General features: G+C 57.9%; 25 protein-coding genes. 13 read left to right on the top strand and 12 right to left on the bottom strand.

Translation table 11 applies throughout. From position 1 onward, the window contains the following. Positions 1–6: 6 nt before the first annotated feature. Genes astB through astC form a run of 4 tightly spaced genes read right to left on the bottom strand, consistent with a single transcriptional unit; the run spans position 7 to position 5054 of the window. Positions 7–1332 (bottom strand): N-succinylarginine dihydrolase, encoded by a 1326-nt coding sequence (astB, locus tag ETG88_RS01745; protein ID WP_129034412.1) that lies wholly within the window; start codon positions 1330–1332, stop codon positions 7–9. Then, positions 1319–2806 (bottom strand): succinylglutamate-semialdehyde dehydrogenase, encoded by a 1488-nt coding sequence (gene astD / locus ETG88_RS01740; protein ID WP_129034411.1) that lies wholly within the window; start codon positions 2804–2806, stop codon positions 1319–1321. Before astD ends, astB begins: the two co-directional genes overlap by 14 nt. Then, complete coding sequence (gene astA / locus ETG88_RS01735; RefSeq protein ID WP_100780505.1) at positions 2803–3837, bottom strand: arginine N-succinyltransferase; 1035 nt, start codon at positions 3835–3837, stop codon at positions 2803–2805. The genes astD and astA overlap by 4 nt, the downstream gene beginning before the upstream one ends. Then, positions 3834–5054, bottom strand: a complete 1221-nt coding sequence (gene astC, locus ETG88_RS01730; protein ID WP_129034410.1) for a succinylornithine/acetylornithine transaminase — start codon at positions 5052–5054, stop codon at positions 3834–3836. Before astC ends, astA begins: the two co-directional genes overlap by 4 nt. A gap of 433 nt (positions 5055–5487) precedes the next feature. Between astC and xthA the strand changes: the two genes are divergently transcribed. The 6 genes from xthA (at position 5488) to ETG88_RS01700 (ending at position 11670) form a co-directional block, all read left to right on the top strand. Continuing rightward, positions 5488–6294 (top strand): exodeoxyribonuclease III, encoded by an 807-nt coding sequence (xthA, locus tag ETG88_RS01725; protein WP_123429066.1) that lies wholly within the window; start codon positions 5488–5490, stop codon positions 6292–6294. Positions 6295–6300: 6 nt separating this feature from the next. Further along, positions 6301–6981 (top strand): TVP38/TMEM64 family protein, encoded by a 681-nt coding sequence (locus ETG88_RS01720; RefSeq protein WP_129034409.1) that lies wholly within the window; start codon positions 6301–6303, stop codon positions 6979–6981. A 21-nt stretch (positions 6982–7002) separates the two neighbouring features. Next, positions 7003–8166, top strand: coding sequence for an ABC transporter substrate-binding protein (locus ETG88_RS01715; protein WP_233446106.1), 1164 nt, complete (start codon positions 7003–7005; stop codon positions 8164–8166). Beyond that, on the top strand, positions 8139–9674 hold the full coding sequence (locus ETG88_RS01710) for an ABC transporter permease family protein (protein ID WP_129034407.1): 1536 nt from the start codon (positions 8139–8141) through the stop codon (positions 9672–9674). The genes ETG88_RS01715 and ETG88_RS01710 overlap by 28 nt, the downstream gene beginning before the upstream one ends. Next, positions 9674–10291: an ATP-binding cassette domain-containing protein gene (locus tag ETG88_RS01705; protein ID WP_129034406.1), complete on the top strand. Its 618-nt coding sequence runs from the start codon at positions 9674–9676 to the stop codon at positions 10289–10291. The genes ETG88_RS01710 and ETG88_RS01705 overlap by 1 nt, the downstream gene beginning before the upstream one ends. Positions 10292–10368: 77 nt before the next feature. Next, a complete protein-coding gene (locus tag ETG88_RS01700; RefSeq protein ID WP_129034405.1) occupies positions 10369–11670 on the top strand; it encodes a sulfurtransferase in 1302 nt (433 codons plus the stop codon). Here the strand turns inward: ETG88_RS01700 and ETG88_RS01695 are convergent. Together ETG88_RS01695 and ETG88_RS01690 are read right to left on the bottom strand one after the other, a co-directional pair. Beyond that, on the bottom strand, positions 11667–12284 hold the full coding sequence (locus tag ETG88_RS01695; protein WP_129034404.1) for a CDP-alcohol phosphatidyltransferase family protein: 618 nt from the start codon (positions 12282–12284) through the stop codon (positions 11667–11669). The genes ETG88_RS01700 and ETG88_RS01695 overlap by 4 nt on opposite strands. Continuing rightward, positions 12277–12846: a carboxymuconolactone decarboxylase family protein gene (locus tag ETG88_RS01690; RefSeq protein ID WP_129034403.1), complete on the bottom strand. Its 570-nt coding sequence runs from the start codon at positions 12844–12846 to the stop codon at positions 12277–12279. The genes ETG88_RS01695 and ETG88_RS01690 overlap by 8 nt, the downstream gene beginning before the upstream one ends. 75 nt (positions 12847–12921) lie before the next feature. Here ETG88_RS01690 and ETG88_RS01685 point away from each other — a divergent pair, with 75 nt between their 5' ends. Continuing rightward, positions 12922–13338, top strand: coding sequence for a pyrimidine (deoxy)nucleoside triphosphate diphosphatase (locus tag ETG88_RS01685; protein ID WP_129034402.1), 417 nt, complete (start codon positions 12922–12924; stop codon positions 13336–13338). Here the strand turns inward: ETG88_RS01685 and ETG88_RS01680 are convergent. Then, the gene (locus ETG88_RS01680; protein WP_102103489.1) at positions 13298–13570 is read right to left on the bottom strand and encodes a YnjH family protein; all 273 of its coding nucleotides are present in this window, start codon (positions 13568–13570) and stop codon (positions 13298–13300) included. The genes ETG88_RS01685 and ETG88_RS01680 overlap by 41 nt on opposite strands. Before the next feature lie 315 nt (positions 13571–13885). Between ETG88_RS01680 and gdhA the strand changes: the two genes are divergently transcribed. After that, positions 13886–15229: an NADP-specific glutamate dehydrogenase gene (gene gdhA / locus ETG88_RS01675; protein WP_123429072.1), complete on the top strand. Its 1344-nt coding sequence runs from the start codon at positions 13886–13888 to the stop codon at positions 15227–15229. A gap of 84 nt (positions 15230–15313) precedes the next feature. Here gdhA and ETG88_RS01670 read toward each other — a convergent pair whose 3' ends face one another. The 3 genes from ETG88_RS01670 to ETG88_RS01660 all read right to left on the bottom strand — a co-directional run bounded on the left by ETG88_RS01670 (position 15314) and on the right by ETG88_RS01660 (position 18936). Then, positions 15314–17221 carry a DNA topoisomerase III gene (locus ETG88_RS01670; protein WP_129034401.1) on the bottom strand — a complete coding sequence of 636 codons (1908 nt, stop codon included), beginning with the start codon at positions 17219–17221 and terminating at the stop codon, positions 15314–15316. Positions 17222–17225: 4 nt separating this feature from the next. Then, entirely contained in the window at positions 17226–18269 is a 1044-nt protein-coding gene (gene selD, locus ETG88_RS01665; RefSeq protein WP_102103486.1) for a selenide, water dikinase SelD, read from the bottom strand. A gap of 115 nt (positions 18270–18384) precedes the next feature. Then, on the bottom strand, positions 18385–18936 hold the full coding sequence (locus tag ETG88_RS01660; protein ID WP_100780518.1) for an NAD(P)H nitroreductase: 552 nt from the start codon (positions 18934–18936) through the stop codon (positions 18385–18387). Positions 18937–19103: 167 nt separating this feature from the next. Here ETG88_RS01660 and sppA point away from each other — a divergent pair, with 167 nt between their 5' ends. The 5 genes from sppA to chiD all read left to right on the top strand — a co-directional run bounded on the left by sppA (position 19104) and on the right by chiD (position 24602). Then, a complete protein-coding gene (gene sppA, locus ETG88_RS01655) occupies positions 19104–20960 on the top strand; it encodes a signal peptide peptidase SppA (RefSeq protein ID WP_129034400.1) in 1857 nt (618 codons plus the stop codon). Positions 20961–21022: 62 nt separating this feature from the next. After that, on the top strand, positions 21023–22039 hold the full coding sequence (gene ansA, locus ETG88_RS01650; protein ID WP_100780520.1) for an asparaginase: 1017 nt from the start codon (positions 21023–21025) through the stop codon (positions 22037–22039). Between the two features lie 10 nt (positions 22040–22049). Beyond that, the gene (gene pncA / locus ETG88_RS01645) at positions 22050–22691 is read left to right on the top strand and encodes a bifunctional nicotinamidase/pyrazinamidase (RefSeq protein ID WP_100780521.1); all 642 of its coding nucleotides are present in this window, start codon (positions 22050–22052) and stop codon (positions 22689–22691) included. A 42-nt stretch (positions 22692–22733) separates the two neighbouring features. Then, a complete protein-coding gene (gene yajD / locus ETG88_RS01640; RefSeq protein WP_100780522.1) occupies positions 22734–23078 on the top strand; it encodes an HNH nuclease YajD in 345 nt (114 codons plus the stop codon). A gap of 270 nt (positions 23079–23348) precedes the next feature. Then, positions 23349–24602, top strand: coding sequence for a chitinase ChiD (gene chiD, locus ETG88_RS01635; RefSeq protein ID WP_129034399.1), 1254 nt, complete (start codon positions 23349–23351; stop codon positions 24600–24602). 40 nt (positions 24603–24642) lie between these two features. Here the strand turns inward: chiD and ETG88_RS01630 are convergent, their stop codons facing one another. Next, positions 24643–24921: a YeaC family protein gene (locus ETG88_RS01630; protein ID WP_100780524.1), complete on the bottom strand. Its 279-nt coding sequence runs from the start codon at positions 24919–24921 to the stop codon at positions 24643–24645. 41 nt (positions 24922–24962) lie between these two features. Continuing rightward, positions 24963–25376: a peptide-methionine (R)-S-oxide reductase MsrB gene (gene msrB / locus ETG88_RS01625; protein ID WP_100780525.1), complete on the bottom strand. Its 414-nt coding sequence runs from the start codon at positions 25374–25376 to the stop codon at positions 24963–24965. Positions 25377–25603 lie beyond the last annotated feature (227 nt).

Here is a 25603-nt window from a genome sequence, read left to right as displayed (position 1 = left end):
CTCTCCTTAGCGCTGGAACGGATAAACCGAACCGAGCTGCAGGATCGTGGTCAGGGCATCCAGCGCCTCGCGCCCTTCGCGCAGCAGCTGCGGATCGACCAGATCCGCCTGCGTCAGCTGGTCGCGGTAATAGCGGTCCACCCAGTTGTTCAGCGTGTTAAACAGCGCGTCATTCATCATTACTGCGGGGTTTACTGCCTGCATCTCTGCCTGTGTCAGGACGACGCGCAGACGTAAACAGGCTGGTCCTCCGCCGTTGGCCATACTTTCACGCAGATCGAAAACCTTCAGCTCACTGATGGGATTATCGGCCTTGACCAGCTCGCTCAGATAGCGCCATACACCCTGATGGTTGTGCGACTCTTGCGGCAGCACCAGCATCATGCTGCCATCCTCACGGCTCAACAGCTGGCTGTTAAAGAGATAGGTTTCCACCGCATCCTGCACGCTCACAGCGTGCGTCGGGACCTGAATCGGCGTAAAGCCCGGAACGCGCTCCGCAAGATTTGCCAGCAATTTATCCTGCTGAGCAAACGCCTGTTCATGACAGAACAGCACCTGACGGTTCGACACGGCGATCACGTCATTGTGGAACACACCCTGATCGATCACCTGAGGATTCTGCTGGGCAAACACCACCTGCCCCGGATTCACCTGATTGAGACGCGCCACCGCCTGGCTTGCCGCCAGCGTCTGCCGCGCCGGGTAGCGCACGGGGGCATGGTGACCGCTTTCGTCGCGGCCATAGATAAACAGCTGCGTTGCCGGGTCGCCATAATTGCCGCCCAGACGGTTATGGTTGGCCGCCCCTTCATCGCCAAACATGGCGACCTGCGGCAGTGCCTCATGGACGCTAAAACGTTCCGCATCGCTGAAAATGGCGCGCAGCACGCGCTCGGTGGTCACCGCCTCCGTCGCGCGATGGAATTTGTTATTGAGGTTGGCGACGGTGAGATGCACTTTGCCATCCAGGGTATCCGCTGAGGGCGCGACGGTGGCCGCGTTAGCGACCCACATCGACGACGCCGAACTGGCCGCCGACAGCAGATGCGGCACCTGAGTACCGGCTTTTTCCACCACCTGTTCATCGCTGCCGCTAAACCCAAGCTGGCGCAGGACCTCGACGTTCGGGCGCTCCTGCGGCGGGATCACCGCCTGCGGGAAACCGGCATCGGCCAGGGCTTTCATCTTTTGCAGCCCCTGCTTCGCCGCAAGCTTTGGGTTCGACACCTGGAAGCGGTGTTTCGTCGAGGCTTCGTTACCAAACGACAGCCCGGCATAGTGGTGGGTCAGTCCCACCAGCCCATCAAAGTTGACCTCACGCGCTTTCATGGCCATCCCCTTTGCTAAAATCAAGCCCCGGATTGAGGGTTTCTGGCAGAGTCAGCGCAGAGGTTTCGAGGCTCGCCATCGGCCAAGCGCAGTAATCTGCCGCATACCAGGCGCTGGCGCGATGGTTGCCGGAGGCGCCCACGCCGCCAAACGGCGCAGTGCTCGCCGCACCGGTCAGGGGTTTATTCCAGTTCACAATTCCGGCGCGCGCTTCAATCAGCAGCGTGTCGAATTTCTCGCGATCCGGTGAAATCAGGCCGCTCGACAGGCCATAGCGCGTATTGTTCGCAAGCGAAATCGCGCTGTCGAAATCGTCATAGCGCCAGACGCACAGCAGCGGCCCAAAGGTCTCTTCATCCGGCACATCGCTCGCCGCGCTCATTTCCACAATCCCCGGGGTCAGTAGCGACGTGCCTGGCTGGATAAGCTTTGGCTCGAGCAGGCTTTTCCCGCCGCGCGCCACGTGATCGCGCCAGGCGTTGACCACGTTCTGCGCCGCCTGTTCGGAGATCAGGCCGCCGATAAACGGCTGCGGCTCGGCGTCCCACGCATCAGGTTTTAGCCGCGCGCTCACTTCCACTAAGCGCGCCAGAAACGCATCGCCCTGCGCGCCGCGTTTAACCAGCAGACGGCGCGCACAGGTGCAGCGCTGCCCGGCGGTGACAAACGCCGACTGGATAGCCAGATGCACGGCGGCGTCGATATCATCAGGATCTTCAACGATCAGCGGATTATTGCCGCCCATTTCCAGTGCCAGAATTTTTTCCGGCTGGCCCGCCAGCTGGCGATGCAGCTGATAGCCGGTCCCCGCGCTGCCGGTAAACAGCAGCCCGTCGATATCGCTCAGCGCGCTCAGCGCCTGACCGGTTTCACGCCCGCCCTGCACCAGGTTCAGCACGCCCGGCGGCAGACCCGCCTGTTCCCACAGTTTGACCACCGCTTCGCCACTCCAGGGCGCCAGCTCGCTGGGTTTGAAGATCACGGCGTTTCCCGCCAGCAACGCAGGCACAATGTGGCCATTCGGCAGATGGCCGGGGAAATTATAGGGGCCGAAGACTGCCAGCACGCCGTGCGGGCGATGGCGCAGAGTGGCCGAACCGTCGGCCATCTCCGTGTGCTGCTCGCCGGTGCGGGTGTGATACGCCTTCACCGAAATCGCGATTTTGTTGATCATCGCCGTGATTTCCGTCGCCGCTTCCCAGCGCGGTTTGCCGGTTTCACGGGCGATAATGCTGGTCAGCTCGACTTTATTGGCCTCCAGCAGTGACGCGAATTTCTCAACGACCGCCTGACGCAGGCTAAACGGCTGTTTGGCCCACGCCGGGAACGCAGCGCGTGCGGCTTTGCAGGCCTGTTCCACCTGCGCGGCGCTGGCATCTGACCCCGTCCACAGCGCCTCTTTACCCACCGGGTTGGTTTTCACGCGGCGTTCGCCTTCACCCGTCACCCAGTCGCCATTAATCCATAAACTCATGCTGTTTTCTCCTCGGGGCAGAGTCGCACCAGGCGCACTGTGTCGCCTGCGCTACATTTCAGGGCATCAAGCTGGGCTGCGGTCAGCACCAGTCGTTCACATTTTGGATTCGCGTGCACCAGCATGGCGCGAAAATGGTCGTATTGTTCATTCGCCACCAGGCAGGCTGGTAATTCGCCTGGCGCAGGCTGCCCTTCGGCGACCGTCACCAGACGGCTTTTACGGATGGCGCGAACGCGATCGATATCGCACTCCAGCGTCGGGCCACCGTCAAAAATATCGACATAGTTCCGATAGCGGAAACCCTCTTTCTCCAGCACCGCGCGCGCGGGTGCCGTCTGCGGATGGACTTCGCCAATCACCGCCTGCGCTTCGGGGGTGAGGAAATGGGTGTAGATCGGATGTTTCGGCATCAGCTCGGCGATAAACGCCTTCTGCCCGGTGCCGCACAGATAGTCCGCGCGGCTGAACTCCATCGAGAAGAAGCGCTCGCCGAGGCTTTCCCAGAACGGGGAGTAGCCGGTTTCGTCAATCACGCCGCGCATCTCCGCCACCACTTTTTCATTAAAGCGGTCGCGGAAGGCAGCCATAAACATAAAGCGCGATTTAGAGAGCAGATAACCGTTGCCCTCTTTGCGCCAGGCCGGGTCGAGAAACAGGGTGCAGAGTTCGCTGCTGCCGGTGTGATCGTTGCTCAGTGAAAGCGTCGGCAGCGCGTTATAAATATTCAGCTCTTTCGACGCGTGAACCAGCGTCCCCACGCGATAGTTGTACCAGGGTTCATTCAGGCCGACCGCCACTTCAATGGCGCAGATCCCGGCCACGGTTCCTGTATCCGTCTCTTCCAGAACAAAGACGTATCCCTGTTCGCTTTTCGGTACCGTCCCTTGCCAGGTATGGATGGCGCGCTCGATGCGCGCCGACAGCGTTTTTTCGTCGGCAGGAAGCGAGGTCAGCCCGCCTCCCGTCTTACCGGCAAGCTGCATAAGCCCGGCGAGATCGCCGCGCTCTACGGGACGGATGACCATCATGATGACACCCCGGATTTCACCTGTTCACAGGCCACCGCAAAGCGGTCCAGGCCGGTGGTGATCTCTTCTTCACTGACAATCAGCGCCGGGGCAAAACGCACCACGTTCGCGCCTGCGATCAGCACCATCACGCCCGCTTTTGCTGCTTCCTGTGAAATAAGTTTAGCTTTTCCGGCAAATTCAGCGGTCAGTTCGCAGCCAATTAACAGCCCCAGCCCACGAATGTCTTTGAACATGCCGACCTTGCTGTTGATGGCATTCAGGCGCTCAACAAACCAGTCGTGACGCTGCTTCACGCCGTTTAACACCGCTGGCGTATTGATGATATCCAGCACCTGGCCCGCCACTGCGGATGCCAGCGGGTTACCGCCGTAAGTAGTGCCGTGGGTGCCGACGACCATCACGCTGGCACATTTATCGGTGGTGAGCAGCGCACCAATCGGGAAGCCACCGCCCAGCGCTTTCGCCGTCGACAGCACATCCGGCGTGACGCCGTAGTGCATGTAGGCGTAAAGCTCGCCCGTACGGCCAACGCCCGTTTGCACTTCATCAAAAATCAGCAGCGCGTTGTGCTGATCGCACAGCTCGCGAAGCCCCTGCAGGAATGCTTTATCTGCCGGAACCACACCGCCCTCGCCCTGCATCGGCTCGACGATCACCGCACAGGTGTCGTCATTAATCAGCGCTTTGGCAGACTGCAGATCGTTAAACACCGCGTGACGAATGTCCGGCGGTAACGGGGCAAAATCCTGGGAGTAAGCGGGCTGCCCACCGGCGCTGACGGTAAACAGCGTGCGACCGTGGAAGGCATTTTTGAACGCCACGATCCCGCTTTTCTGCGCGCCGAAATGGTCGTGGGCATATTTGCGCGCCAGCTTCAGGGCCGCTTCGTTGGCCTCAGCACCGGAGTTACAGAAGAAAATTTTCTCGGCAAAGGTCGCGTCGATCAGCTTTTTCGCCAGACGCAGCGCAGGCTCGTTGGTGTAGCCGTTACCGGTATGCCAGAACTTCGCCGCCTGATCGTTGAGGGTCTGACGCAGCGCCGGGTGTGCGTGCCCCAGCGCGTTCACGGCAATACCGCCCGCAAAATCAATATACTCTTTACCCTGCTGATCCCACAGGCGTGAGCCTTCCCCGCGTACCGGAATAAAAGCCGCCGGAGCGTAAACCGGCATCATCCATTCATCAAAATTTTCACGCGTAATTGACAGAGACATAGCGACCTCATCCGGTAAATAATAAGTTGTTTAAATGTTAAATATTTGAGTGTTTGCACTGTGAATGTAGATTGCAGAGTTCGTGCCAGCCAGCGATAAAAATGCATAAACGGATTGCCGGGACAGAATATCAATGAGTTAGGATATGGAGTTATTCACTGTTAATGCATATTAAGTGAATATTTTTACGATAAGCGGCGGTTCGCGGGACGAAAACGAGAAATATTATTCACAAGCAAAATATAATTCTGGAATTGTGATCGCTCGCGAAATTTATTGACCGTTTACGCCCCTTTTGAGGGCAAGGCGCGTCGAAATGGTGCAAAAATTGCACCGTCGGCAGGATCTGTTGCAGTTATTGGTCTAACCCGGTAACAGGCGGCGCAAATTCTGCTACCATCCATGCACTATTCACCTTGCACTGGCAGCGACTATGAAATTTGTCTCTTTTAATATCAACGGCCTGCGCGCCCGCCCTCACCAACTGGAAGCCATTGTTGAACAACATCAACCTGACGTGATCGGCCTGCAGGAGACAAAAGTTCACGACGATATGTTCCCGCTGGAAGACGTTGCGAAGCTGGGTTACAACGTCTTTTATCACGGTCAGAAAGGCCATTACGGCGTGGCGCTGTTAACCAAAGAGACGCCTGTCTCGGTCCGCCGCGGCTTCCCTGGCGATGACGGTGAAGCACAGCGCCGCATTATCATGGCCGAGATCCCGTCCCCGCTGGGTAATATCACCGTTATTAATGGCTACTTCCCGCAGGGCGAAAGCCGCGACCACCCGACCAAATTCCCGGCAAAAGCGAAGTTCTATCAGGATCTGCAGGATTACCTGAACACCGAGCTGAACAAAGAAAATCCGGTATTGATCATGGGCGACGTGAATATCAGCCCGACGGACCTGGATATTGGCATTGGCGAAGACAACCGCAAGCGCTGGCTGCGCACCGGTAAATGCTCCTTCCTGCCGGAAGAGCGCGAGTGGATGGATCGCCTGATGAGTTGGGGCCTGGTAGACACCTTCCGCACCGCCAACCCGGAGACACAGGATCGCTTCTCATGGTTTGATTACCGCTCAAAAGGCTTCGACGATAACCGTGGCCTGCGCATCGACCTGCTGTTGGCAAGCCAGCCTCTGGCCGAGCGCTGCATCGAAACCGGGATCGACTACGATATTCGCAGCATGGAAAAACCGTCCGATCACGCGCCGGTCTGGGCGAAATTCAAGCTGTAAGTGCCGGTGAACGCGTCAAAAATCCTCTTCCTGTGCGCCCTGTTGGGCGCATTTGCTTTGCTCATCACGCAACTGCCGCCGGAATTTCTCTCCCTGGATGCGATCCGCGCCCATCGGCTGATGCTGCTGGATAACGTCGACCGCGCCCCGGTGCAAAGTGCCGCGCTCTATTTCGCCCTGTATGTGCTGATTTCCGCCTTTTCGATTCCTGGTGCGGCGCTGTTAACGCTGCTTGGCGGCGCGTTATTCAGCTTCTGGGAGGGGATGGTGCTGGTCTCTTTTGCCTCGACGCTGGGGGCGACACTGGCGATGCTCGCCAGCCGCTATGTGCTGCGCGACTGGGTGCAACGCCGCTTTGCGAAACCGATGCAGACGGTGAATGAAGGGGTGAAACGCGATGGCGCGTTTTACCTTTTTGCCCTGCGCCTGATGCCGGTGTTCCCGTTTTTTCTGGTTAATCTGCTCTGCGGGCTGACCTCTCTCGGCGTGGCGCGTTACTGGTGGGTGAGCCAGCTGGCGATGCTGCCGGCGACGGTGGTTTTCCTCAACGCCGGGCGCGAACTGGGGCAACTGACCTCTCTGCGCGATATTCTGTCGCCGGGAGTGCTGATCGCCTTTACACTGTTAGGGTTATTGCCGCTGATCGCTCGCTGGCTGTTTTCTCGCTTCACCCCTTCATCTCATTAACAGGGAGGCATTATGCGCCGTGTGCGTTATTGCGTGTTTCTGACCGGGCTGCTGCTGGCAACCCCCGTGCTCGCCGCCAGCGACTGGCAAACCGTTCAACAGGAAGCCAAAGGGCAGACCGTCTGGTTTAACGCCTGGGGTGGCGATCCGGCGGTGAATCGATATCTCGACTGGGTAAGCGATGAGATGAAAACTCACTACGCCATTACCCTCAACATCGTGCATCTGGCGGATGCCGCCGATGCGGTCAAACGTATCCAGACGGAATCCCGCGCCGGGCGGACCACCAAAGGTTCGGTCGATTTATTGTGGGTCAACGGCGAGAACTTCCGCACGCTGAAACAGGCGAATCTGCTGCAAAGCGGCTGGGCGCAAATGCTCCCCAACTGGCGGTATGTCGATACCACCAAACCGGTGACTGAGGATTTTGCCATCGCCACCGACGGCGCCGAATCTCCGTGGGGCGCAGCACAACTGACGTTTATCTCGCGACAGACTTTGCTGCCTGAGCCACTGCGCGATCCTTCCGCCCTGCTCGGGTACGCGAAACAGCATCCCGGTAAAGTGACCTATCCGCGCCCGCCCGATTTTACTGGCACCGCGTTTCTGGAACAGCTGTTACTTAACCTGACGACTACACCCGATGCGCTAAAAACCGCGCCCGATCCCCATACATTTGACGCGGTAACCGCCCCTCTGTGGCGCTATCTCGACCAGCTTCATCCCCTGCTCTGGCGCGAAGGCAAAGATTTCCCGCCGTCACCGGCACGAATGGATGCCCTGCTCGCCAGCGGCAATCTGAATCTCTCCCTGACCTTTAACCCGGCGCATGCCCGGCAGAAGGTGGTCAGCGGCGAGTTACCTGCTGACAGCATAAGCTTCGGCTTTGCCAGCGGAATGATTGGCAATGTTCATTTCGTGGCGATTCCTGCCAACAGCAGCGCCAGCGCCGGAGCAAAAGTGGTGGCGAATTTCCTGCTGTCACCACCCGCGCAACGTCGCAAAGCCGATCCGAAAATCTGGGGCGATCCGAGCGTGCTGGACCCGCAAAAACTGCCCGCTGAGCAGGCTCACGCCCTGCGCCAGTTTATCCCGGTCGGTTTACCCGCCATGCTGCCTGAGCCGCACGCGGCGTGGGTGAATGCTCTGGAGCAGGAATGGCTGCGTCGCTACGGCACCCGCTAGGCTGGCTGGTGTGGCTGGCAATGGCGGCCATTTACGCGCCGCTGTTTCCCGCCACCGCCATGCTCCTGTCCCCTGCATTTTCTGCCGCCGGGTGGCAATCCCTGTTTCGCGATCCGCAGCTGCCGCAGGCGCTGATCGCCACCCTGGTTTCAACGACCCTCGCCACCCTCGGTTCGCTTTTTATTGCGCTTTGTATCCTGTCTGCCCTCTGGCCCGGCAAGCGCTGGCAGCAGATGAATGGCCGCCTGCCATGGTTACTCGCCGTGCCGCATGTCGCCTTCGCCACCAGCGTGCTGCTGCTTTTTGCCGAAGGCGGTGCCGTTTATCAGCTTTGTAGCGCCTGTTCGCCAGTGCTTGATCCCTATGGAATAGGCCTTGGTGCGACAATGGCGGTGAAAGAGAGTGCCTTCGTGCTGTGGGCGATTTACGCATTGCTACCGGAAAAGACCCTGGCGCAGAAAATGGTGGTGCTGCAAAGCCTCGGTTATTCCCGCATTCAGGGGCTGTTCTGGCTGGTTCTGCCGACCATTGCCCCGGCACTGGGCGCAGTGATGTTGGCGGTGGTGGCCTGGTCCCTGTCGGTGGTGGATATCGCCATCATTCTCGGGCCGGGTAATCCGCCGACACTGGCAGTGCTGGCCTGGCAGTGGCTGAGCCAGGGCGATGCGGAGCAGCAAATCAAAGGCACGCTGCTGTGTCTGGTTTTGCTGCTCCTGCTGGCATTGTTTGCCGCGGTGGGCTTTGCGCTCTGGAAAGCCTGGCGACGCACGCTGCCAGCCACGTCCGGTCACCGCAACAACGCCGGTCCGCCCGTCACGGGAACGGCACTTGGCTGGCTGCTGCCGCTCTGTGGGCTGCTGTGTGCCGGAGCGCTGCTCCTGCTGGCGCAGTACCGCGAATTTGATCTCGCGCCGTTTCACGCCAGCCTCTCGTTTGCTCTGTTTTCCGCCCTGATTGCACTGGCGATTATTTTGCTCTGGCTGGAGTGGGGTCCGTCACGCGGAGCGCTCTGGCTGTGGCTGCCGCTGGCATTGCCCGCCCTGCCTCTCGTCGCCGGGCAATACCGTCTGGCGCTCGCGCTGGGCTTTGACGGCGGCTTTCTGGCGGTGCTGTGGGGGCATCTGCTGTGGGTAGTGCCCTGGACGCTGCTGGTGCTGCAGCCGGCCTGGCGCAGGCTCGATCCGCGCCTGCTCCTGATCGCTAAAACCCTCGGGCTGTCGCGCAGTCAGCTGTTTTTTAAAATCAAATGCCCGCTGCTGGTGCGCCCGATCCTGATTGCTTTTGCCACCGGATTTTCCGTGAGCATGGCGCAGTATCTGCCGACGCTGTGGCTCGGCGCCGGACGATTTGCCACGCTGACCACCGAAGCGGTGGCCCTTAGCAGCGGCGGCAGCAGCGCTATTCTGGCGAGCCAGGCCTTATGGCTTCTGGCGCTTACCGCCGCCGCATTTGGACTGGCGGCCGGTTTATCGCGGCTCGCTGGCTACTATCGACAGGGGTTACGGTAATGTTGACGGTCAAAAATCTCACCCTCGAACCACTGCTGCGCAATGCCAATTTCAGCGTTGCGCGCGGGGAAATTCTGACGCTGATGGGCCCCTCCGGCAGCGGAAAATCGACCCTTTTTGCCTGGCTGGTGGGCGCCCTCTCCACCGATTTTCACGCTCATGGCGAGCTGTGGCTTGGCGATCAGCGGCTCGATACGCGCCCGGTTGAAAAACGGGAGATCGGCATTTTGTTCCAGGACGCGCTCTTGTTCGATCACTTTAGCGTCGGACAGAACCTGATGCTGGCGCTTCCCGCGCAGATCCGCACGGCGCGGCGCGAGCGGGTTGAACAGGCGCTTGCCAGCGCCGGTCTGGCCGGGTTTTATGCCAGCGATCCGGCCACGCTGTCGGGAGGTGAACGCAGTCGCGTCAGTTTGCTGCGCGCCCTGCTGGCGCAGCCGCGCGCGCTATTGCTGGATGAGCCTTTTAGTCGTCTGGATAAATCCCTGCGCGTGACGTTTCGGGAGTGGGTATTCGCTGAGGTTCGTGCCCTGAATATTCCGGTAGTGCTGGTCACGCACGATGAAGAGGACATTCCGGCGGGCGGACGTGTGATTCAGCTGTCCGACTGGCATTAAACCCTGTGCTAACGCAAGGAATTCTGTTTAGGGGGAGACGAAAATGACGCACCTTTTATATGATGTCAGGTTTTTCGATGAAACGTGTTTCTCAACTGACCGCGCTGGCGCTCTGTCTTGCCAGTGTTTCTCCTTTTGCCGCTAATATGGCCCCTTCTCTGACGCTTGCACAGCTGCAACAGCAGCACGGCGCGGTGATCGATACCCGCGCCAGCGCATTTTTTAACGGCTGGCCGCAAACCCTGTCTGGCACCTCCGGGCATGAGCCCGCCGCACTGAATCTGTCAGCCAGCTGGCTGAAGGTGATGAGCGATGAGCAGCTCAGCGACTGGGCAAAACAGCATAACCTCACCCCGACAACCGCTATCGCCCTGTACGGCAGCGATACCGACAACCAGGCCGTGAAAGCGCGCCTTGCCAAAGCCGGTTATTCACACATTTCAGTGCTTGGCGATGCGCTGCAAAGTGCCGATCGTCTGCAACGTCTTCCTCATTTCGAGCAACTGGTCTATCCCGAATGGCTGCACCAGCTGATGCAGGGCAAAAAGGTCGCGGCGGCGCCTGCGGGCGATTATAAAATTATCGAAGCCGCCTGGGGCGCACCGAAATTTTATCTGCTGAATCACATTCCGGGCGCGGGTTATATCGATACTAACGACGTCGAAAGCGAGCCGCTGTGGAATAAAGTCTCCGACGACAAACTGAAAGCGCTGCTGGCAAAACAGGGCATTCGCCACGACACCACCGTGATCCTCTACGGTCGCGACGTCTATGCGGCGGCGCGCGTCGCGCAGATCATGCTCTACGCGGGTGTGAAAGATGTGCGTCTGCTGGATGGCGGCTGGAAAACCTGGTCCGACGCCGGTCTGCCGGTCGAGCGCGGATTGCCTGTGAAAGAGACGCCAGCGAATGATTTCGGCGCACCGATCCCAGGGCAGCCGCAGCTGATGGTAGATATGGAACAGGCGCGCGGGATGTTGCATCGCCAGGATGCCTCGCTGGTGAGTATTCGTTCCTGGCCGGAATTTACCGGCGAAACCAGCGGCTACAGCTACATCAAGCCAAAAGGTGAAATCGCAGGCGCGCGCTGGGGCCATGCGGGCAGCGATGCGACGCATATGGAAGATTTCCACAACCCGGACGGCACCATGCGCAGCGCCGAGGATATCGCTGCGATGTGGAAAGCGTGGAACATCCTGCCGGATCAGCACGTCGCCTTTTACTGCGGCACCGGCTGGCGCGCGTCAGAAACCTTTATGTACGCCCGCGCCATGGGCTGGAAAAACGTCTCGGTTTACGACGGCGGCTGGTACGAGTGGAGCAGCCATCCACAAAATCCGATCACCACGGGTCCGCTGACGCCGGAAAGCACGCTTTAAGATTTCAGGGTTTTCAGCGTCTGATACCCGCTCCAGATACGCGTTGTGGTGGTGAGCCAGCACAACGCGCCAAAGATCCAGGCGAACAGCGCAAAGTGCGCCGGGAACAGGCAGCAGAGCATAAACAGCGCGATGGTCTCCGTCCCCTCCGTTAATCCCCCGATGTAATAAAACGACTTATGCGCATAGCCTGGGTTGTCGATATTGTGTTTCGCCGCCAGCGCCGCAAACGCCAGAAAACTGCTCCCGGTACCGATAAACGCAAACAGCAGCCAGGCGGCGGCGAGTGCGTTTTCCATTGGTGCCGCCAGCGCAAAGCCAAAAGGGACCAGGGCATAGAACAGAAAATCGAGGGCGATATCGAGAAAACCGCCCGCGTCCGTCAGGCCGCGACGCCGCGCCAGTGCGCCATCCAGCCCGTCGAACAGGCGGTTCAGCACAATCGCGACCAGCGCCGCCGGGTACCAGCCGAGGGCCAGAAACGGCAGCGCCAGCACGCCGAGGGCAAAGCCCGCAAGCGTTACGCCATCCGGCGTGATAAATGGCTTATCGATGACTGCCACCAGGCGGTTAAGCGCAGGTTTAACGCGTGGATGCAGATGTCTGTCAAGCATGAGGCTGACCTTTGAAGGCGTCACAAAGCCCCTGTGACGGGATCTCCAGCGCAGCGTTAAAACGCGCCGAGAGATTCTGAAACGCAATCAGGGCCGTCATTTCGGTAATGGTTTCGTCGTTGTAAAAGCGCTTTAGTTCGGATTTTATCGCTTCCGTCACCTGCGGCGGCGTGGCCGTCGTCGCCTCGGCATAGTCCAGCGCAGCACGCTCTTCTGCCGTGAATAACGTGGATGTACGCCACTCGCTGACCGCCTGGACTTTATCCAGCGCGCCGCAGCGCTCGGCGAGGCGCAGGCTGTTAGCGTCGATACAAAATGCGCAGTGGCAGAGCTGCGAAATGCGGGTCATCAGCAGTGCGCGCAGGGCCGGGTTCAGGCGCGCCTTTTTTCTCTCCAGGAAACCGACAAACAGCGCGACCAGCCAGAAAAGACGCGGCATTCTTCCCCACCAGCGGGTGGGATTGAGCACCACGCCAAAGTGTTTTTTCTGCATGGCGGCGATGGGTTTCAGACTGGCGGGAAGGGATTCTACGGGCTGGACCCAGGCGGATGTTTCTTTCACCGGACTCTCCTGATGGCTGGACTCTTTGAAAGGCGACGATAATATGTCGTTTTTCAACTGTAATTATTGACGACCATGCTGAAAACTCTCGAGGTTGTTGCCGCTATTCTTGAAAAGGATGGCAAAATTCTCCTCGCGCAGCGCCCCGCGCAGGCCGATCAAGCGGGAATGTGGGAGTTCGCCGGAGGTAAAGTCGAAGCCGGTGAGACGCAGCCCGAGGCGCTGATCCGCGAGCTGCGCGAAGAGCTGGGGATTGAGGCACTCCCTGTGCAGTATGTTGCCAGCCACCAGCGCGAAGTGTCCGGGCGGCTGATTCATCTCCACGCCTGGCACGTTCCGTCCTTTAGCGGCGACGTGGTCGCGCACTATCACAGCCGTCTGGTGTGGTGTACGCCGCAGGAGGCGTTCGCCTATGATTTAGCGCCCGCCGATATTCCCCTGCTGGAAGCCTTTATCCTTTTACGCGACGCCACACCAGCGGGTTCGTGCTGATGGTTTTTTCATCACGCTGACACTGCAGCAACACGCCGTCGGCCTTCACCACCGCACCTTCCGAATAGTTTTGATCCTGATAGATGCAGCACTGATTGCAGGGCTGCGCACGCTGACCGCCGGAGCTGAACACCTCTGGCGGCACATTGACCTCCACGTCCGGGCGAATACGATCAGCCTGGGCCCCTGCGGATAACAGAGCAAACAGAGCGGTTACTAGGTAGCGGTTCATAAAGATTCCTTTTATCTGCTGATCATGACTATACACAAAATCATTCAAGTTGCATCAAGCCAGCAAACCTGAGCATACCCAGGGCTGACTCGTGTAGGTGCCTGAAGGATGATCTGTATATAACGGTTGTTTGCCGCTGAATCTTTAGCGCATCATCGTTTTTAGTTATGACACAAGGCCGCTGATTAATTTCACTTTCCCGGTAAATTTTCCCTTGCCACGCAAAGCGGTACGGGTGGTATAGTCGAAAACGACCACAAATCACCCACACAACACACAAAATTAAAAAAATCGTCATAAGAGGCTCTTATCGCTATGGAACAGACACGCTCTCTGGAATCATTTCTTACCCATGTTCAACAACGCGACCCGCATCAGAGCGAGTTTGCACAGGCCGTTCGTGAAGTCATGACCACCCTGTGGCCATTCCTCGAAGAAAACCCGCGTTACCGTCAGATGTCTCTGCTCGAGCGTCTGGTTGAACCTGAACGTGTGATTCAGTTCCGCGTGGTCTGGGTCGATGACAAAAATCAGGTGCAGGTGAACCGCGCGTGGCGCGTACAGTTCAACTCCGCCATCGGCCCGTTCAAAGGCGGAATGCGTTTCCACCCTTCCGTGAACCTGTCGATCCTGAAGTTCCTCGGCTTTGAGCAGACCTTCAAAAACGCCCTCACCACCTTGCCGATGGGCGGTGGCAAAGGCGGCAGCGATTTTGATCCGAAAGGCAAAAGCGAAGGCGAAGTGATGCGTTTCTGCCAGGCGCTGATGACGGAGCTGTATCGTCACCTCGGCCCTGATACGGACGTGCCAGCGGGCGATATTGGCGTGGGCGGGCGCGAAGTGGGCTTTATGGCCGGGATGATGAAAAAACTGTCCAACAACAGCGCCTGCGTGTTTACCGGCAAAGGGCTGTCCTTTGGCGGGAGTTTGATTCGCCCGGAAGCGACGGGTTACGGGCTGGTGTACTTCACTGAAGCGATGCTCAAACGCCACGGTCTGAGCTTTGAAGGGATGCGCGTGGCGGTGTCCGGCTCCGGTAACGTCGCGCAGTATGCCATTGAAAAAGCGATGCAGTTTGGTGCGCGCGTGGTGACAGCTTCCGACTCCAGCGGCACGGTGGTGGATGAAGCCGGTTTCACGGCGGAAAAACTGGCGCGTCTGTGCGAAATTAAAGCCAGCCGCGACGGTCGCGTCGCCGATTACGCCCGCGAGTTTGGCCTGACCTATCTGGAAGGCAAGCAGCCGTGGTCGGTGCCAGTAGACATCGCCCTGCCGTGCGCCACGCAGAACGAACTGGATGTGGACGCCGCCCGCACGCTTATCAAAAACGGCGTGAAAGCTGTGGCGGAAGGCGCGAATATGCCGACGACCATCGAAGCGACCGATCTGTTCCTGGAAGCCGGTGTGCTGTTTGCGCCAGGTAAAGCGGCTAACGCCGGTGGCGTGGCGACGTCTGGCCTGGAGATGGCGCAGAACGCCGCGCGTATGGGCTGGAAAGCTGAAAAAGTGGACGCCCGTCTGCACCACATCATGCTGGATATTCACCACGCCTGCGTGGAGTACGGCGGAGAAGCGGAGCAGACAAACTACGTGCGCGGCGCGAATATCGCCGGGTTTGTGAAGGTCGCGGATGCAATGATCGGGCAAGGGGTGATTTAAACCGTTACTGGCCTGGTTGATAAAAGTAAAACGGCAACAGAGTTGCCGTTTTTTATATCTTCGCCCGCGTCTTGTGAGAGGGCGTCAGGCCGCACTCTTCTTCTTAAACTTTTTCTTCGCATCCCCACCGCCCGGCGCCACCATTCCTCTGAAGGATTTCACCGGCGTATTGCGCGCCTGATTGATCAGCTCAAACAGCGTACCAACCAGCGGCTGCATAAAGTCCTGATAGCGGCACTGCTTCTCGCTGATTTGGGTCAGGATAGATTCCCAGTGCGCCGTCATATCCGGTCGCGCAGCCAGCTCAGGCAGCGAGTGAATCAGCGCCCGGCCCGGATCCGTCGAGTGGATATAGCGCCCTTTTTTGACCAGGAAACCGCGCTTGAACAGCAGCTCAATAATCCCCGCGCGCGTCGCTTCTGTACCCAATCCGTCGGTCGCTCGAAGGATCTTTTTCAGATCTTTATCCTGCACAAAGCGGGCAATCCCGGTCATGGCAGAGAGCAGCGTGGCGTCCGTAAAGTGGCGCGGCGGCTGCGTTTGTCGCTCAATCACTTCGCCCTTTTCGCACAGCAGTTCGTCATCTTTTGCAACCACGGGCAGCGGCGTGCCGTCGTTCTCTTCATCGCGCTCTTTATTGCCGAGCAGCGTGCGCCAGCCCGCTTCCGCCAGAAAACGCGCTTTGGCGACGAACTTACCTTTGGCGATCTCCAGCTCAATCACGCATTTGCGGAACACTGCGTCCGGGCAAAATTGCATCAGATACTGGCGCGCCACGAGGTTATAGACCTTCGCTTCGTTCTCGCTCAGATTGACATTGCTGGCGCGCGCCGTCGGGATAATCGCGTGGTGCGCGTCGACTTTTTTATCATCCCAGCAGCGGTTGCGCGTTTCCGGGTTCACGGCCGGTTGCGGGAGCAGGTCTGGGGCGTGAACGCCGATGGCATTCAGCACCGCATGTCGCCCGGCGAAATGCTCTTCCGGCAGGTAGCGGCTGTCTGAACGCGGATAGGTAATCAGCTTGTGGGTTTCGTACAGCTTCTGGCAGATATCGAGCACGTTCTGCGCGCTCATACCAAAGCGCTTAGCCGCTTCAATCTGTAACGACGACAGCGAAAACGGCAGCGGCGCGGGTTCTGATTCCCGTTTATCGTTATAGCTGGTGACCATCGCTGGCTGGCCGCTGATGCGGTTGACCACGTGATCCGCCAGCGGACGATGCAGCAACCGCCCCTCTTCGTCCTGGTAAGATTCACAGGCGTCGCTCGGCTGCCAGGTCGCAGTAAAACGTTCATCCTTCGGGGTGACGATATGCGCTTTAACCTCGAAGAAATCTTTGGCGACGAAGTTTTCGATCTCTTCGTCGCGACGCACAACCAGGCCCAGCACCGGCGTCTGAACGCGCCCGACGGAGAGCACGCCCTGATACCCGGCGTTACGCCCGAGAATGGTGTAGGCGCGCGTCATGTTGATGCCATACAGCCAGTCGGCGCGGGCACGCGCCAGGGCAGACACGCACAGCGGGATGAACTCACTGTTGGCGCGCAGACGCGTAATGGCGCGCTCCACCGCCTGCGGGTTAAGATCGTTAATCAGACACCGCTGCACCTGCTGACGCTTTTCCGGCGCCAGCTCAAGGTAATCGAGCACTTCGTCCACCAGCAGTTGCCCTTCCCTGTCCGGGTCACCCGCGTGAACTACTTCTTGCGCGTCATGCAGAAAACGTTTGATGACGTTGAGCTGTTTGGTGACCGAAGGACGTGGCTGCAGTTTCCACTTCTCCGGCACGATCGGCAGATCGTTGAGATTCCAGCGCGCATAGCGGCTGTCGTAGACATCCGGCTGCGCTTGTTCCAGCAGGTGACCGATACACCAGGTGACCACCTGCCCGTTACCGCATTCGATAAAGCCGTCGCCCTTGCGATGCGGTTTGGGCAGCACATCGGCAATGGCTCGGGCGAGACTCGGCTTTTCCGCAATAAACAAACGCATCGAATTAACGTATCTCAATCATCGGACGGCCGCCGCGCGCGCTGACCAGCTCGCCGATGGCGCTCAGGGTAATGCCAAACTCCGCGGCGGTGGCTTTGACATCGGCTTCCGCTTCAGGCGTGACCGCCAGCAGGAGGCCGCCGGAGGTTTGCGGATCGCACAGCAGATCGCGCCACTCCGTCGGCATATCGCCCATCAGATGACCGTAGCTGGCAAAGTTACGCTGCGTACCGCCCGGCACCGCCCCCTGTGCGATGTACTCTTCCACGCCCGGCAGTTTTGGAATGTCCTGATACCAGAGCTGTGCCTGCACGCCCGCGCCCTGGCAAACTTCGCTCAAGTGGCCGAGCAGGCCAAAACCGGTGACGTCGGTCATCGCTTTTACGCCGTCGATATTCGCGAACGCCGCACCCGCCAGGTTCATCTGACACATCACGTCGGTGGCAAGACCGATATGCTCGGGCTTGAGCAGGGATTTTTTCTCAGCGGTGGTGAGCACGCCAATGCCCAACGGCTTGGTAAGGAACAGTTTGCACCCTTCCTGCGCGGTGCTGTTGCGCTTCACGCGTTCGGTCGGTACGACGCCGGTGACGGCGAGGCCGAAGATCGGTTCCGGCGCATCAATAGAGTGCCCACCCGCCAGAGCGATCCCCGCCTGCTGGCAGGCAAAGCGGCCGCCCTCGATGACGTCGCGGGCAATTTCCGGCGCCAGGGTGTTGATCGGCCAGCCGAGAATAGCAATCGCCATGATCGGTTTACCGCCCATCGCGAAGATGTCGCTGATGGCGTTGGTCGCCGCGATGCGCCCGAAATCAAACGGGTTATCGACAATCGGCATAAAGAAGTCGGTGGTGCTGATAATGCTGGTGCCGTTTCCTAAATCGTATACCGCTGCATCGTCACGCGTTTCGTTGCCGACAAGCAGGTTCGGGTCGACAAACTTCGCCTGTTCGCTGTGCAGAATGGTTTCCAGCACTTTGGGAGAAATTTTACAACCGCAACCCGCTCCGTGGCTGTATTGCGTTAAACGAATGGTTTGCTCGCTCATGGACATCTCCTGTCATTGCAATCGCGCTATGGTAGCGCTCATTCCGTGATGAGGTAAGTATGACTGTCTGAATTATGCGACGCTTGCTCATAATCCAGACAGTTTAGTGCGATTATCAGAAACGGGTGACGAACGGGGCGGTATCGGGTGCTGTAATGGTGGTCGAGGCTTTCAGCTGCGGCGTACCTAAGTAGAGGAAGCCAACGATTTTATCGTGCTGGGCGCAGGAGAGCCCTTCGCGCACCACCGGGCTGTCGGTCAGCGGGCCGGTGCGCCAGATGCCGTTAAAGCCCTGAGCCACAGCCGCCATTTGCATCGCCATCACCGCGCAGCCTGCAGACATCTCCTGCTCCCAGACCGGCACTTTATGTTCCGGCTGACATTTCGCCACCACCGCAATGATCATCGGCGCGCGAAACGGCGCATTGCGCGCTTTATCAATCGCTTTTTCATCCTGCTCGGCGGCCATCGCCCCATTCTCAAGCAAGGTGCTGAAACGGTCGCGCCCTTCGCCTTCAATAATAAAGAAGTGCCACGGCGAGAGCGTACCGTGATCCGGGGCGCGCATACCGGCGCGCAGAATGTTTTCCAGCTGTTCGCCCGCAGGCGCAGGTTCCGCCAGGCGAGAAGCGCTACGACGGTTAACAAGCAGTTCAAGTGCGTCCATTGATTCACTCCTGTCTTCAAATTTGCTCACAAAATTAACACGACAGCAGAATTTGTTACAGCGCAGTGGGCGATTCCTGCTGACAAGTGACGGTTGGGTCATTACGATAACCCCACATTGCCGTCCAGTCGCGACGGAAACGGTCATTATCTGGTTTGGGAGAATACATGCGAACCCTTTGGCGAATTTTTGCCGGTTTCTTTAAATGGACGTGGCGGTTGCTCAATTTTGTCCGCGAACTGGTGATGAATATCTTCTTCATCTTCCTGATTCTGGTGTGTGTGGGCCTGTGGATGCACATCAGCAGCAGTAACCAGGCGCAGCATTCCGAGCGCGGCGCGCTGCTGCTCGACATCACCGGTGTGATTGTCGATAAGCCGTCCACCAGCAATCGTCTGGGCGTGATTGGCCGCCAGCTGCTTGGCTCCACCTCCGATCGTATGCAGGAAAACTCCCTGTTTGATATCGTCGACGCTATTCGTCAGGCGAAAGACGATCGCAATATTACCGGCATCGTGCTGGACCTGAAAAACTTCGCCGGGGGCGATCAGCCGTCGATGCAGTACATCGGTAAAGCGCTGCGTGAATTCCGCGACAGCGGTAAACCGGTGATTGCCGTGGGCGACAGCTACAGCCAGGGGCAATATTATCTGGCGAGCTTTGCCAACAAGATTTGGCTCTCCCCGCAGGGTACCGTCGATCTGCACGGTTTTGCCACCAACGGGCTGTACTACAAATCGCTGCTGGATAAGCTGAAAGTGAGCACGCACGTGTTCCGCGTCGGTACCTATAAATCGGCCGTTGAGCCGTTTATTCGCGATGATATGTCCCCTGCCGCCCGTGAAGCGGACAGCCGCTGGATCGGCGAGCTGTGGCAGAACTATCTGGCTACCGTGGCCGCGAACCGTCAGATCACCCCTGAGCAGGTCTTCCCGGGCGCACAGGCGATGCTGGATGGCCTGACTAAAGTCGGCGGCGATACGGCGAAATATGCGCTCGATAACAAGCTGGTCGACACCCTCGGCTCCAGCGCAGAGATCGAAAAAGCGCTGACCAAACAGTTTGGCTGGAGCAAAGAAGACAAGAACTACAGCGCCATCAGCCTCTACGATTACACGCCGAAAAAACCGAACGAGACGGGTGACAGCGTGGCCGTGGTCTTTGCCAACGGCGCGATCATGGACGGTGAAGAGACGCCGGGGAATGTGGGCGGTGACACGACCGCGTCGCAGATCCGCGATGCGCGTCTGGACCCGAAAGTGAAAGCCATTGTCCTGCGCGTCAACAGCCCTGGCGGCAGCGTCAGCGCCTCGGAAGTGATCCGTGCGGAACTGGCCGCTGCGCGTGCTGCAGGCAAACCGGTGGTGGTGTCGATGGGCGGTATGGCGGCATCCGGTGGTTACTGGATCTCCACACCAGCGAACTACATCGTGGCAAACCCGAGTACGTTAACCGGCTCTATCGGTATCTTCGGCGTTATTAATACCGTTGAAAACAGCCTTGATTATCTGGGTGTGCATACGGATGGCGTTGCGACGTCACCGCTGGCGGATGTGGCCGTGACCAAATCCCTGCCACCGGAAGTGTCGCAGATGATGCAGCTCAGCATTGAGAACGGTTATAAGCGCTTTATCACACTGGTGGCGGATTCCCGTAAATCCACGCCGGAGCAGGTGGATAAAATCGCGCAGGGCCATGTGTGGACCGGCCAGGACGCGAAGAACAATGGGCTGGTCGACAGCCTGGGCGACTTCGATGACGCCGTCGCGAAAGCCGCCGAACTGGCAAAACTGAAACAGTGGCACATTGCGTATTATCAGGATGAGCCGACGTTTGTGGATATGATGATGAACAGCATGTCCGGCTCAGTGCGCGCGATGCTGCCTGCTGCAATTCAGGCCTATCTGCCTGCGCCAGTGGCGAGCGCGGCAAGCGTCGTAAAAGCCGAGAGCGATAAGCTCGCCGCCTTTAACGATCCGCAAAACCGTTACGCGTTCTGCCTCACCTGCGCTAACGTTCGCTAAAAACCCTGTCCCCTCTTCTCGCGAAGGGGGGATTTTTCTTTGAAGCACAAGAACACACTATCATGCAGAAGAAATCGATTTATGTGGCGTATACCGGCGGGACCATCGGTATGCAGCGCTCTGAAAATGGCTATATTCCCGTCTCCGGCCATCTCCAGCGCCAGCTCGCGCTGATGCCCGAGTTCCACCGCCAGGAGATGCCAGACTTCACCATTCACGAGTACGATCCGCTGATGGACTCCTCAGATATGACGCCGGAAGACTGGCAGCATATCGCAGAAGATATCAAAGCCCATTACGACGAGTACGATGGCTTTGTGATCCTGCACGGCACCGACACCATGGCGTTTACGGCCTCTGCGCTCTCCTTCATGCTGGAGAACCTCGGCAAGCCGGTGATCGTGACCGGCTCGCAGATCCCGCTGGCGGAGCTGCGCTCCGACGGGCAGATCAATCTGCTCAACTCCCTGTATGTCGCCGCCAATTACCCGATCAATGAAGTGTCGCTGTTCTTCAACAACCGACTTTATCGCGGGAACCGCACCACCAAAGCGCACGCCGACGGTTTTGATGCCTTTGCGTCGCCAAACCTCCAGCCGCTGCTGGAGGCGGGTATCCATATTCGTCGTCTGGGCACACCACCGGCACCGCACACGGCGGGCGAGCTGATTGTTCACCCGATCACCCCACAGCCGATTGGCGTGGTGACGATTTATCCGGGGATTTCTGCCGACGTGGTGCGCAACTTCCTGCGCCAGCCGGTGAAAGCGCTGATCCTGCGTTCCTACGGCGTGGGCAATGCGCCGCAGAACGGCGAGTTCCTGAAAGAGCTACAGGAAGCGAGCGATCGCGGCATTCTGGTGGTTAACCTCACCCAGTGCATGTCAGGAAAAGTGAATATGGGGGGATATGCCACGGGCAACGCGCTGGCGCATGCCGGGGTGATCAGCGGGTTCGATATGACGGTCGAGGCCACCCTGACTAAACTTCATTACTTACTCAGTCAGGATCTGGACGTGCAATCGATGCGTACCGCGATGATGCAAAACCTGCGCGGCGAACTGACGCCGGACGAATAAGGAGAGTGTTATGAAGCAACGTGCCCTGCTGCTGGTCGATCTGCAAAATGATTTTTGCGCCGGTGGCGCGCTGGCGGTGGCCGGTGGCGATAGCACCGTGGATGTTGCCAATACGCTGATTGCGTGGTGTAAAGCACGCGGTGAGGCGGTGGTGGCAAGCCAGGACTGGCATCCGGCGGATCACGGCAGCTTTGCCAGCCAGCACAATGTCGAGCCGTTTACCCAGGGCGAGCTGGACGGTCTGGCGCAAACCTTTTGGCCCGATCACTGCATTCAGCAGACCGAAGGGGCCGAACTGCATCCGCTGCTGAATCAAGCGGCCATCGATGCGGTGTTTCATAAAGGCGAAAATCCGAATATCGACAGCTACAGCGCCTTTTTCGACAACGGCCATCGACAGAAAACCGCGCTCGATGAGTGGCTACGCCATCATGAGATCGGCGAGCTGATCGTGATGGGGCTGGCGACGGATTACTGTGTGAAGTTCACCGTCCTCGATGCGCTAAAACTGGGGTATAACGTCAGCGTCATCACCGATGGCTGTCGCGGCGTGAATATTCAGGCGCAGGATAGCGCGCTGGCGTTTATGGAGATGTCGACGGCTGGTGCGACGCTGTACACCCTCTCCGACTGGCAAGAGACGCAGGCGTAAGCGCGGTTCCCATTTTTTATCTTATTCAGGAGGGCCACTCTTATGGCTTTTATCCCAAAAAACTATGCCCGGCTTGAAGTCGGTTACCGTGAAAAGGCACTGAAGCTTTTTCCGTGGGTATGCGGTCGCTGTAGCCGCGAATTTGTCTATTCCAACCTGCGTGAGCTGACGGTTCACCATATCGATCACGATCACTCCAATAACCCGGAAGACGGCAGCAACTGGGAGATGTTATGCCTGTTCTGCCACGATCATGAGCATTCCAAATACACGGAAGCCGACCTGTACGGTTCCACCGTCGTCGCGGGTGAAGATGCGCAGAAGAGCGTCGGGGAAGCGAAATACAACCCGTTTGCCAATCTGAAAGCGATGATTGATAAGAAGTAATCCTGCACTGATGGCCGGGCATGACAACGCTGCCCGGCCAAATTTCCTACGCCTCACCGTTTCCCACGCCTCACGATAGCTTTAGTCGCCCTTTACGCTTTCGGACAGTTACGCGCTGCGTTTCCTGCCGTTAACAGCCTTTTGTTTCCCGTATAACAAAAATTCAACCTCTCTCGCAGTTTCAGCGAAGCGGCACTGCTATCCTCATTTGGCTATTTTTTGTCACATCCCTGATGTGACGTACTTTTTTTTAGTCAAAGAGGATACGTTATGAAGCTATTGCCTGTGATGGCAGCCTTACCCCTGCTCTGCGCTCCAGCCCTTTTTGCGGCTGACCTGATGTCCGTCGGCTACTTCAACGGTGGCGGCGATGTCACTGCCGGGCCGGGAGGTGACATTGATAAGCTGGATGTTCGCCAGATTACCCATCTCAACTACTCGTTTGGTCTTATCTATAACAACGAAGCGGGTGAAACAAACGCCGCGCTGAAAGACGCCAGTAAGCTGCACCAAATCTGGCTCTCGCCGAAGGTAACCGCCGATCTGCATAAAATCCCTGAACTGCGTAAGCAAAACCCACAGCTTAAAGTCTTGCTCTCTGTTGGTGGCTGGGGCGCGCGCGGATTCTCCGGCGCAGCGGATAGTAAAGAGAGCCGCGCCGTGTTTATTCGCTCCGTGCAGGAGATCGTCACGACCTACGGACTTGATGGCATCGATCTCGACTGGGAGTACCCGGTGAACGGTGCGTGGGGTCTGGTGGATAAGCAGCCCGCCGATAAAGACAACTTCACCGCCCTGCTGAAGGAGATCCGCGAAGCGCTGCCGAAAGAGAAGCTGGTGACTGTCGCCCTGGGGGCAAATGCGGAAAGCCCTAAAAGCTGGGTCGACGTCAAAGCGATCGCGCCATATCTGAACTACATCAATCTGATGACCTACGATATGGCCTACGGCACGCAGTATTTTAACTCGAATTTGTATGACTCCACTAAGTGGCCGACTGTGGCCGCAGCGGACAAATACAGTGCTGATTTTGTAGTCAACAACTACCTCGCTGCCGGGCTGAAACCTGAGCAGATGAATTTAGGGATTGGTTTTTACGGGCGCGTGCCAAAACGCAGCGTGGAGCCTGGAATCGACTGGACAAAAGCAGATGCTGAGAAAAATCCGGTGACACAGCCGTACTTCGGTGCTCAGGAGATCGGATTGTTCAAGGCGTTGGGCTATGACCTCACCAAAGATACCTACGTGAAGTACAACGATATTGTCAGCAAGCTGATTAACGATCCGCAGAAACGCTTTACCGAGCACTGGGACGATCAGGCGAAAGTGCCGTGGCTGTCGGTGAAATCGGCGGAGGGCAAGGAACTGTTCGCTCTGTCGTACGAAAACCCGCGTTCGGTCGACCTGAAGGCGCAGTACATCAAAGAGAAAGGTCTGGGTGGCGCGATGTTCTGGGAGTATGGCGCGGACGACCACAACCAGCTGGCGAAGCAGTTAGCGACGTCGTTAGGGATTAAGCACTAACCCCATTGCCGGGCAGCGTTGGCGCTTGCCCGGCCTGTGGTTACTGCATTTTCATCGTCGCAATCGGTTTTGGCGTGATGCCAAAGTCTTCCTTCAGCTCGCGCTTACTCTTCATCACCATCTGGCCTTTCGTGTCGATGGTCATGTGCTGTGCGTCGCTGTTATTGCGCGCCTGCCACAGCATCACCAGCTGCAGGCTGTTCTCTTTTTGCTCTGCCGTGAGCGCCACGCCATCCGGCCATTTCCCCAGTTCTACGGCTGTCACCAGACGCTGATACACGTCCGGCGTCATACTGTTAATCATGTCATCAATATTCATGAGAAATCCGCTGTGATGGAATAATTTGCTGAATCGGTTTTTCAACCTTTGGTCTGGTCGCCATTTTCGTCATCAGAGAAGCTCATCGACGCCGAATTTACACAGAAACGCTCACCCGTAGGCTGTGGTCCATCCGGGAAAACGTGTCCGAGATGAGCATCGCAGTTTCCGCAGCGGATTTCTGTGCGCTGCATACCGTGTGAAGAGTCCGTTAAATAGCGGATGGCCTCGTCGCTGACAGGCTCGTAAAAGCTCGGCCAGCCGCAGCCAGAATCATATTTTGACTGGGAATTAAACAGCGGTGCATCGCATACCAGACAGTGATAGACGCCATCGCGCTTATTGTGCAGCAAACGCCCGGTGAATGGGGGTTCAGTTCCGTGGTTCTGCGTCACGTAGAACTGCATTTCTGTTAGATTTTTTTTGAGTTCGTCAGGGTTACGTTGATTCGACATATGCTCAGATCTCGCTGTAGAAACAGATACCTTTCATCGCGAATTCTAACAAAACATTAACACTGAAGTGTGAACTTTTGTTCTAAACTTATGCGTTGCGGTACGGCAGTCAGGCAATTGTGATCTTGCTCACATATTTATCCTGATAGCCCTTTAAAATCCCGGGCGCAGCCCCCATGTGGTTGCTAGCTCAAAGGGAAAGTGAGGCTGTCAGTCGCACAAAGGTT

This window comes from Lelliottia nimipressuralis (assembly GCF_004115925.1).
In the GTDB taxonomy this organism is placed as follows: Bacteria; Pseudomonadota; Gammaproteobacteria; order Enterobacterales; family Enterobacteriaceae; genus Enterobacter; species Enterobacter nimipressuralis.
The sequence above is the reverse complement of the archived record's forward strand: the minus strand, read 5'-3'. Positions and strand labels throughout refer to the sequence as shown.

Excerpts from the sequence above, each read along its gene's own strand:
- ETG88_RS01685 (WP_129034402.1), top strand. The coding sequence starts at position 12,922 with ATGCTGAAAACTCTCGAGGTTGTTGCCGCTATTCTTGAAAAGGATGGC.
- astB (WP_129034412.1), bottom strand. The coding sequence starts at position 1,332 with ATGAAAGCGCGTGAGGTCAACTTTGATGGGCTGGTGGGACTGACCCAC.
- ansA (WP_100780520.1), top strand. The coding sequence starts at position 21,023 with ATGCAGAAGAAATCGATTTATGTGGCGTATACCGGCGGGACCATCGGT.
- ETG88_RS01670 (WP_129034401.1), bottom strand. The coding sequence starts at position 17,221 with ATGCGTTTGTTTATTGCGGAAAAGCCGAGTCTCGCCCGAGCCATTGCC.
- astD (WP_129034411.1), bottom strand. The coding sequence starts at position 2,806 with ATGAGTTTATGGATTAATGGCGACTGGGTGACGGGTGAAGGCGAACGC.
- sppA (WP_129034400.1), top strand. The coding sequence starts at position 19,104 with ATGCGAACCCTTTGGCGAATTTTTGCCGGTTTCTTTAAATGGACGTGG.
- ETG88_RS01680 (WP_102103489.1), bottom strand. The coding sequence starts at position 13,570 with ATGAACCGCTACCTAGTAACCGCTCTGTTTGCTCTGTTATCCGCAGGG.
- astC (WP_129034410.1), bottom strand. The coding sequence starts at position 5,054 with ATGTCTCTGTCAATTACGCGTGAAAATTTTGATGAATGGATGATGCCG.
- ETG88_RS01705 (WP_129034406.1), top strand. The coding sequence starts at position 9,674 with ATGTTGACGGTCAAAAATCTCACCCTCGAACCACTGCTGCGCAATGCC.
- selD (WP_102103486.1), bottom strand. The coding sequence starts at position 18,269 with ATGAGCGAGCAAACCATTCGTTTAACGCAATACAGCCACGGAGCGGGT.
- yajD (WP_100780522.1), top strand. The coding sequence starts at position 22,734 with ATGGCTTTTATCCCAAAAAACTATGCCCGGCTTGAAGTCGGTTACCGT.
- xthA (WP_123429066.1), top strand. The coding sequence starts at position 5,488 with ATGAAATTTGTCTCTTTTAATATCAACGGCCTGCGCGCCCGCCCTCAC.
- astA (WP_100780505.1), bottom strand. The coding sequence starts at position 3,837 with ATGATGGTCATCCGTCCCGTAGAGCGCGGCGATCTCGCCGGGCTTATG.
- ETG88_RS01700 (WP_129034405.1), top strand. The coding sequence starts at position 10,369 with ATGAAACGTGTTTCTCAACTGACCGCGCTGGCGCTCTGTCTTGCCAGT.
- ETG88_RS01630 (WP_100780524.1), bottom strand. The coding sequence starts at position 24,921 with ATGAATATTGATGACATGATTAACAGTATGACGCCGGACGTGTATCAG.
- gdhA (WP_123429072.1), top strand. The coding sequence starts at position 13,886 with ATGGAACAGACACGCTCTCTGGAATCATTTCTTACCCATGTTCAACAA.
- ETG88_RS01660 (WP_100780518.1), bottom strand. The coding sequence starts at position 18,936 with ATGGACGCACTTGAACTGCTTGTTAACCGTCGTAGCGCTTCTCGCCTG.
- chiD (WP_129034399.1), top strand. The coding sequence starts at position 23,349 with ATGAAGCTATTGCCTGTGATGGCAGCCTTACCCCTGCTCTGCGCTCCA.
- ETG88_RS01695 (WP_129034404.1), bottom strand. The coding sequence starts at position 12,284 with ATGCTTGACAGACATCTGCATCCACGCGTTAAACCTGCGCTTAACCGC.
- pncA (WP_100780521.1), top strand. The coding sequence starts at position 22,050 with ATGAAGCAACGTGCCCTGCTGCTGGTCGATCTGCAAAATGATTTTTGC.
- ETG88_RS01710 (WP_129034407.1), top strand. The coding sequence starts at position 8,139 with ATGGCTGCGTCGCTACGGCACCCGCTAGGCTGGCTGGTGTGGCTGGCA.
- msrB (WP_100780525.1), bottom strand. The coding sequence starts at position 25,376 with ATGTCGAATCAACGTAACCCTGACGAACTCAAAAAAAATCTAACAGAA.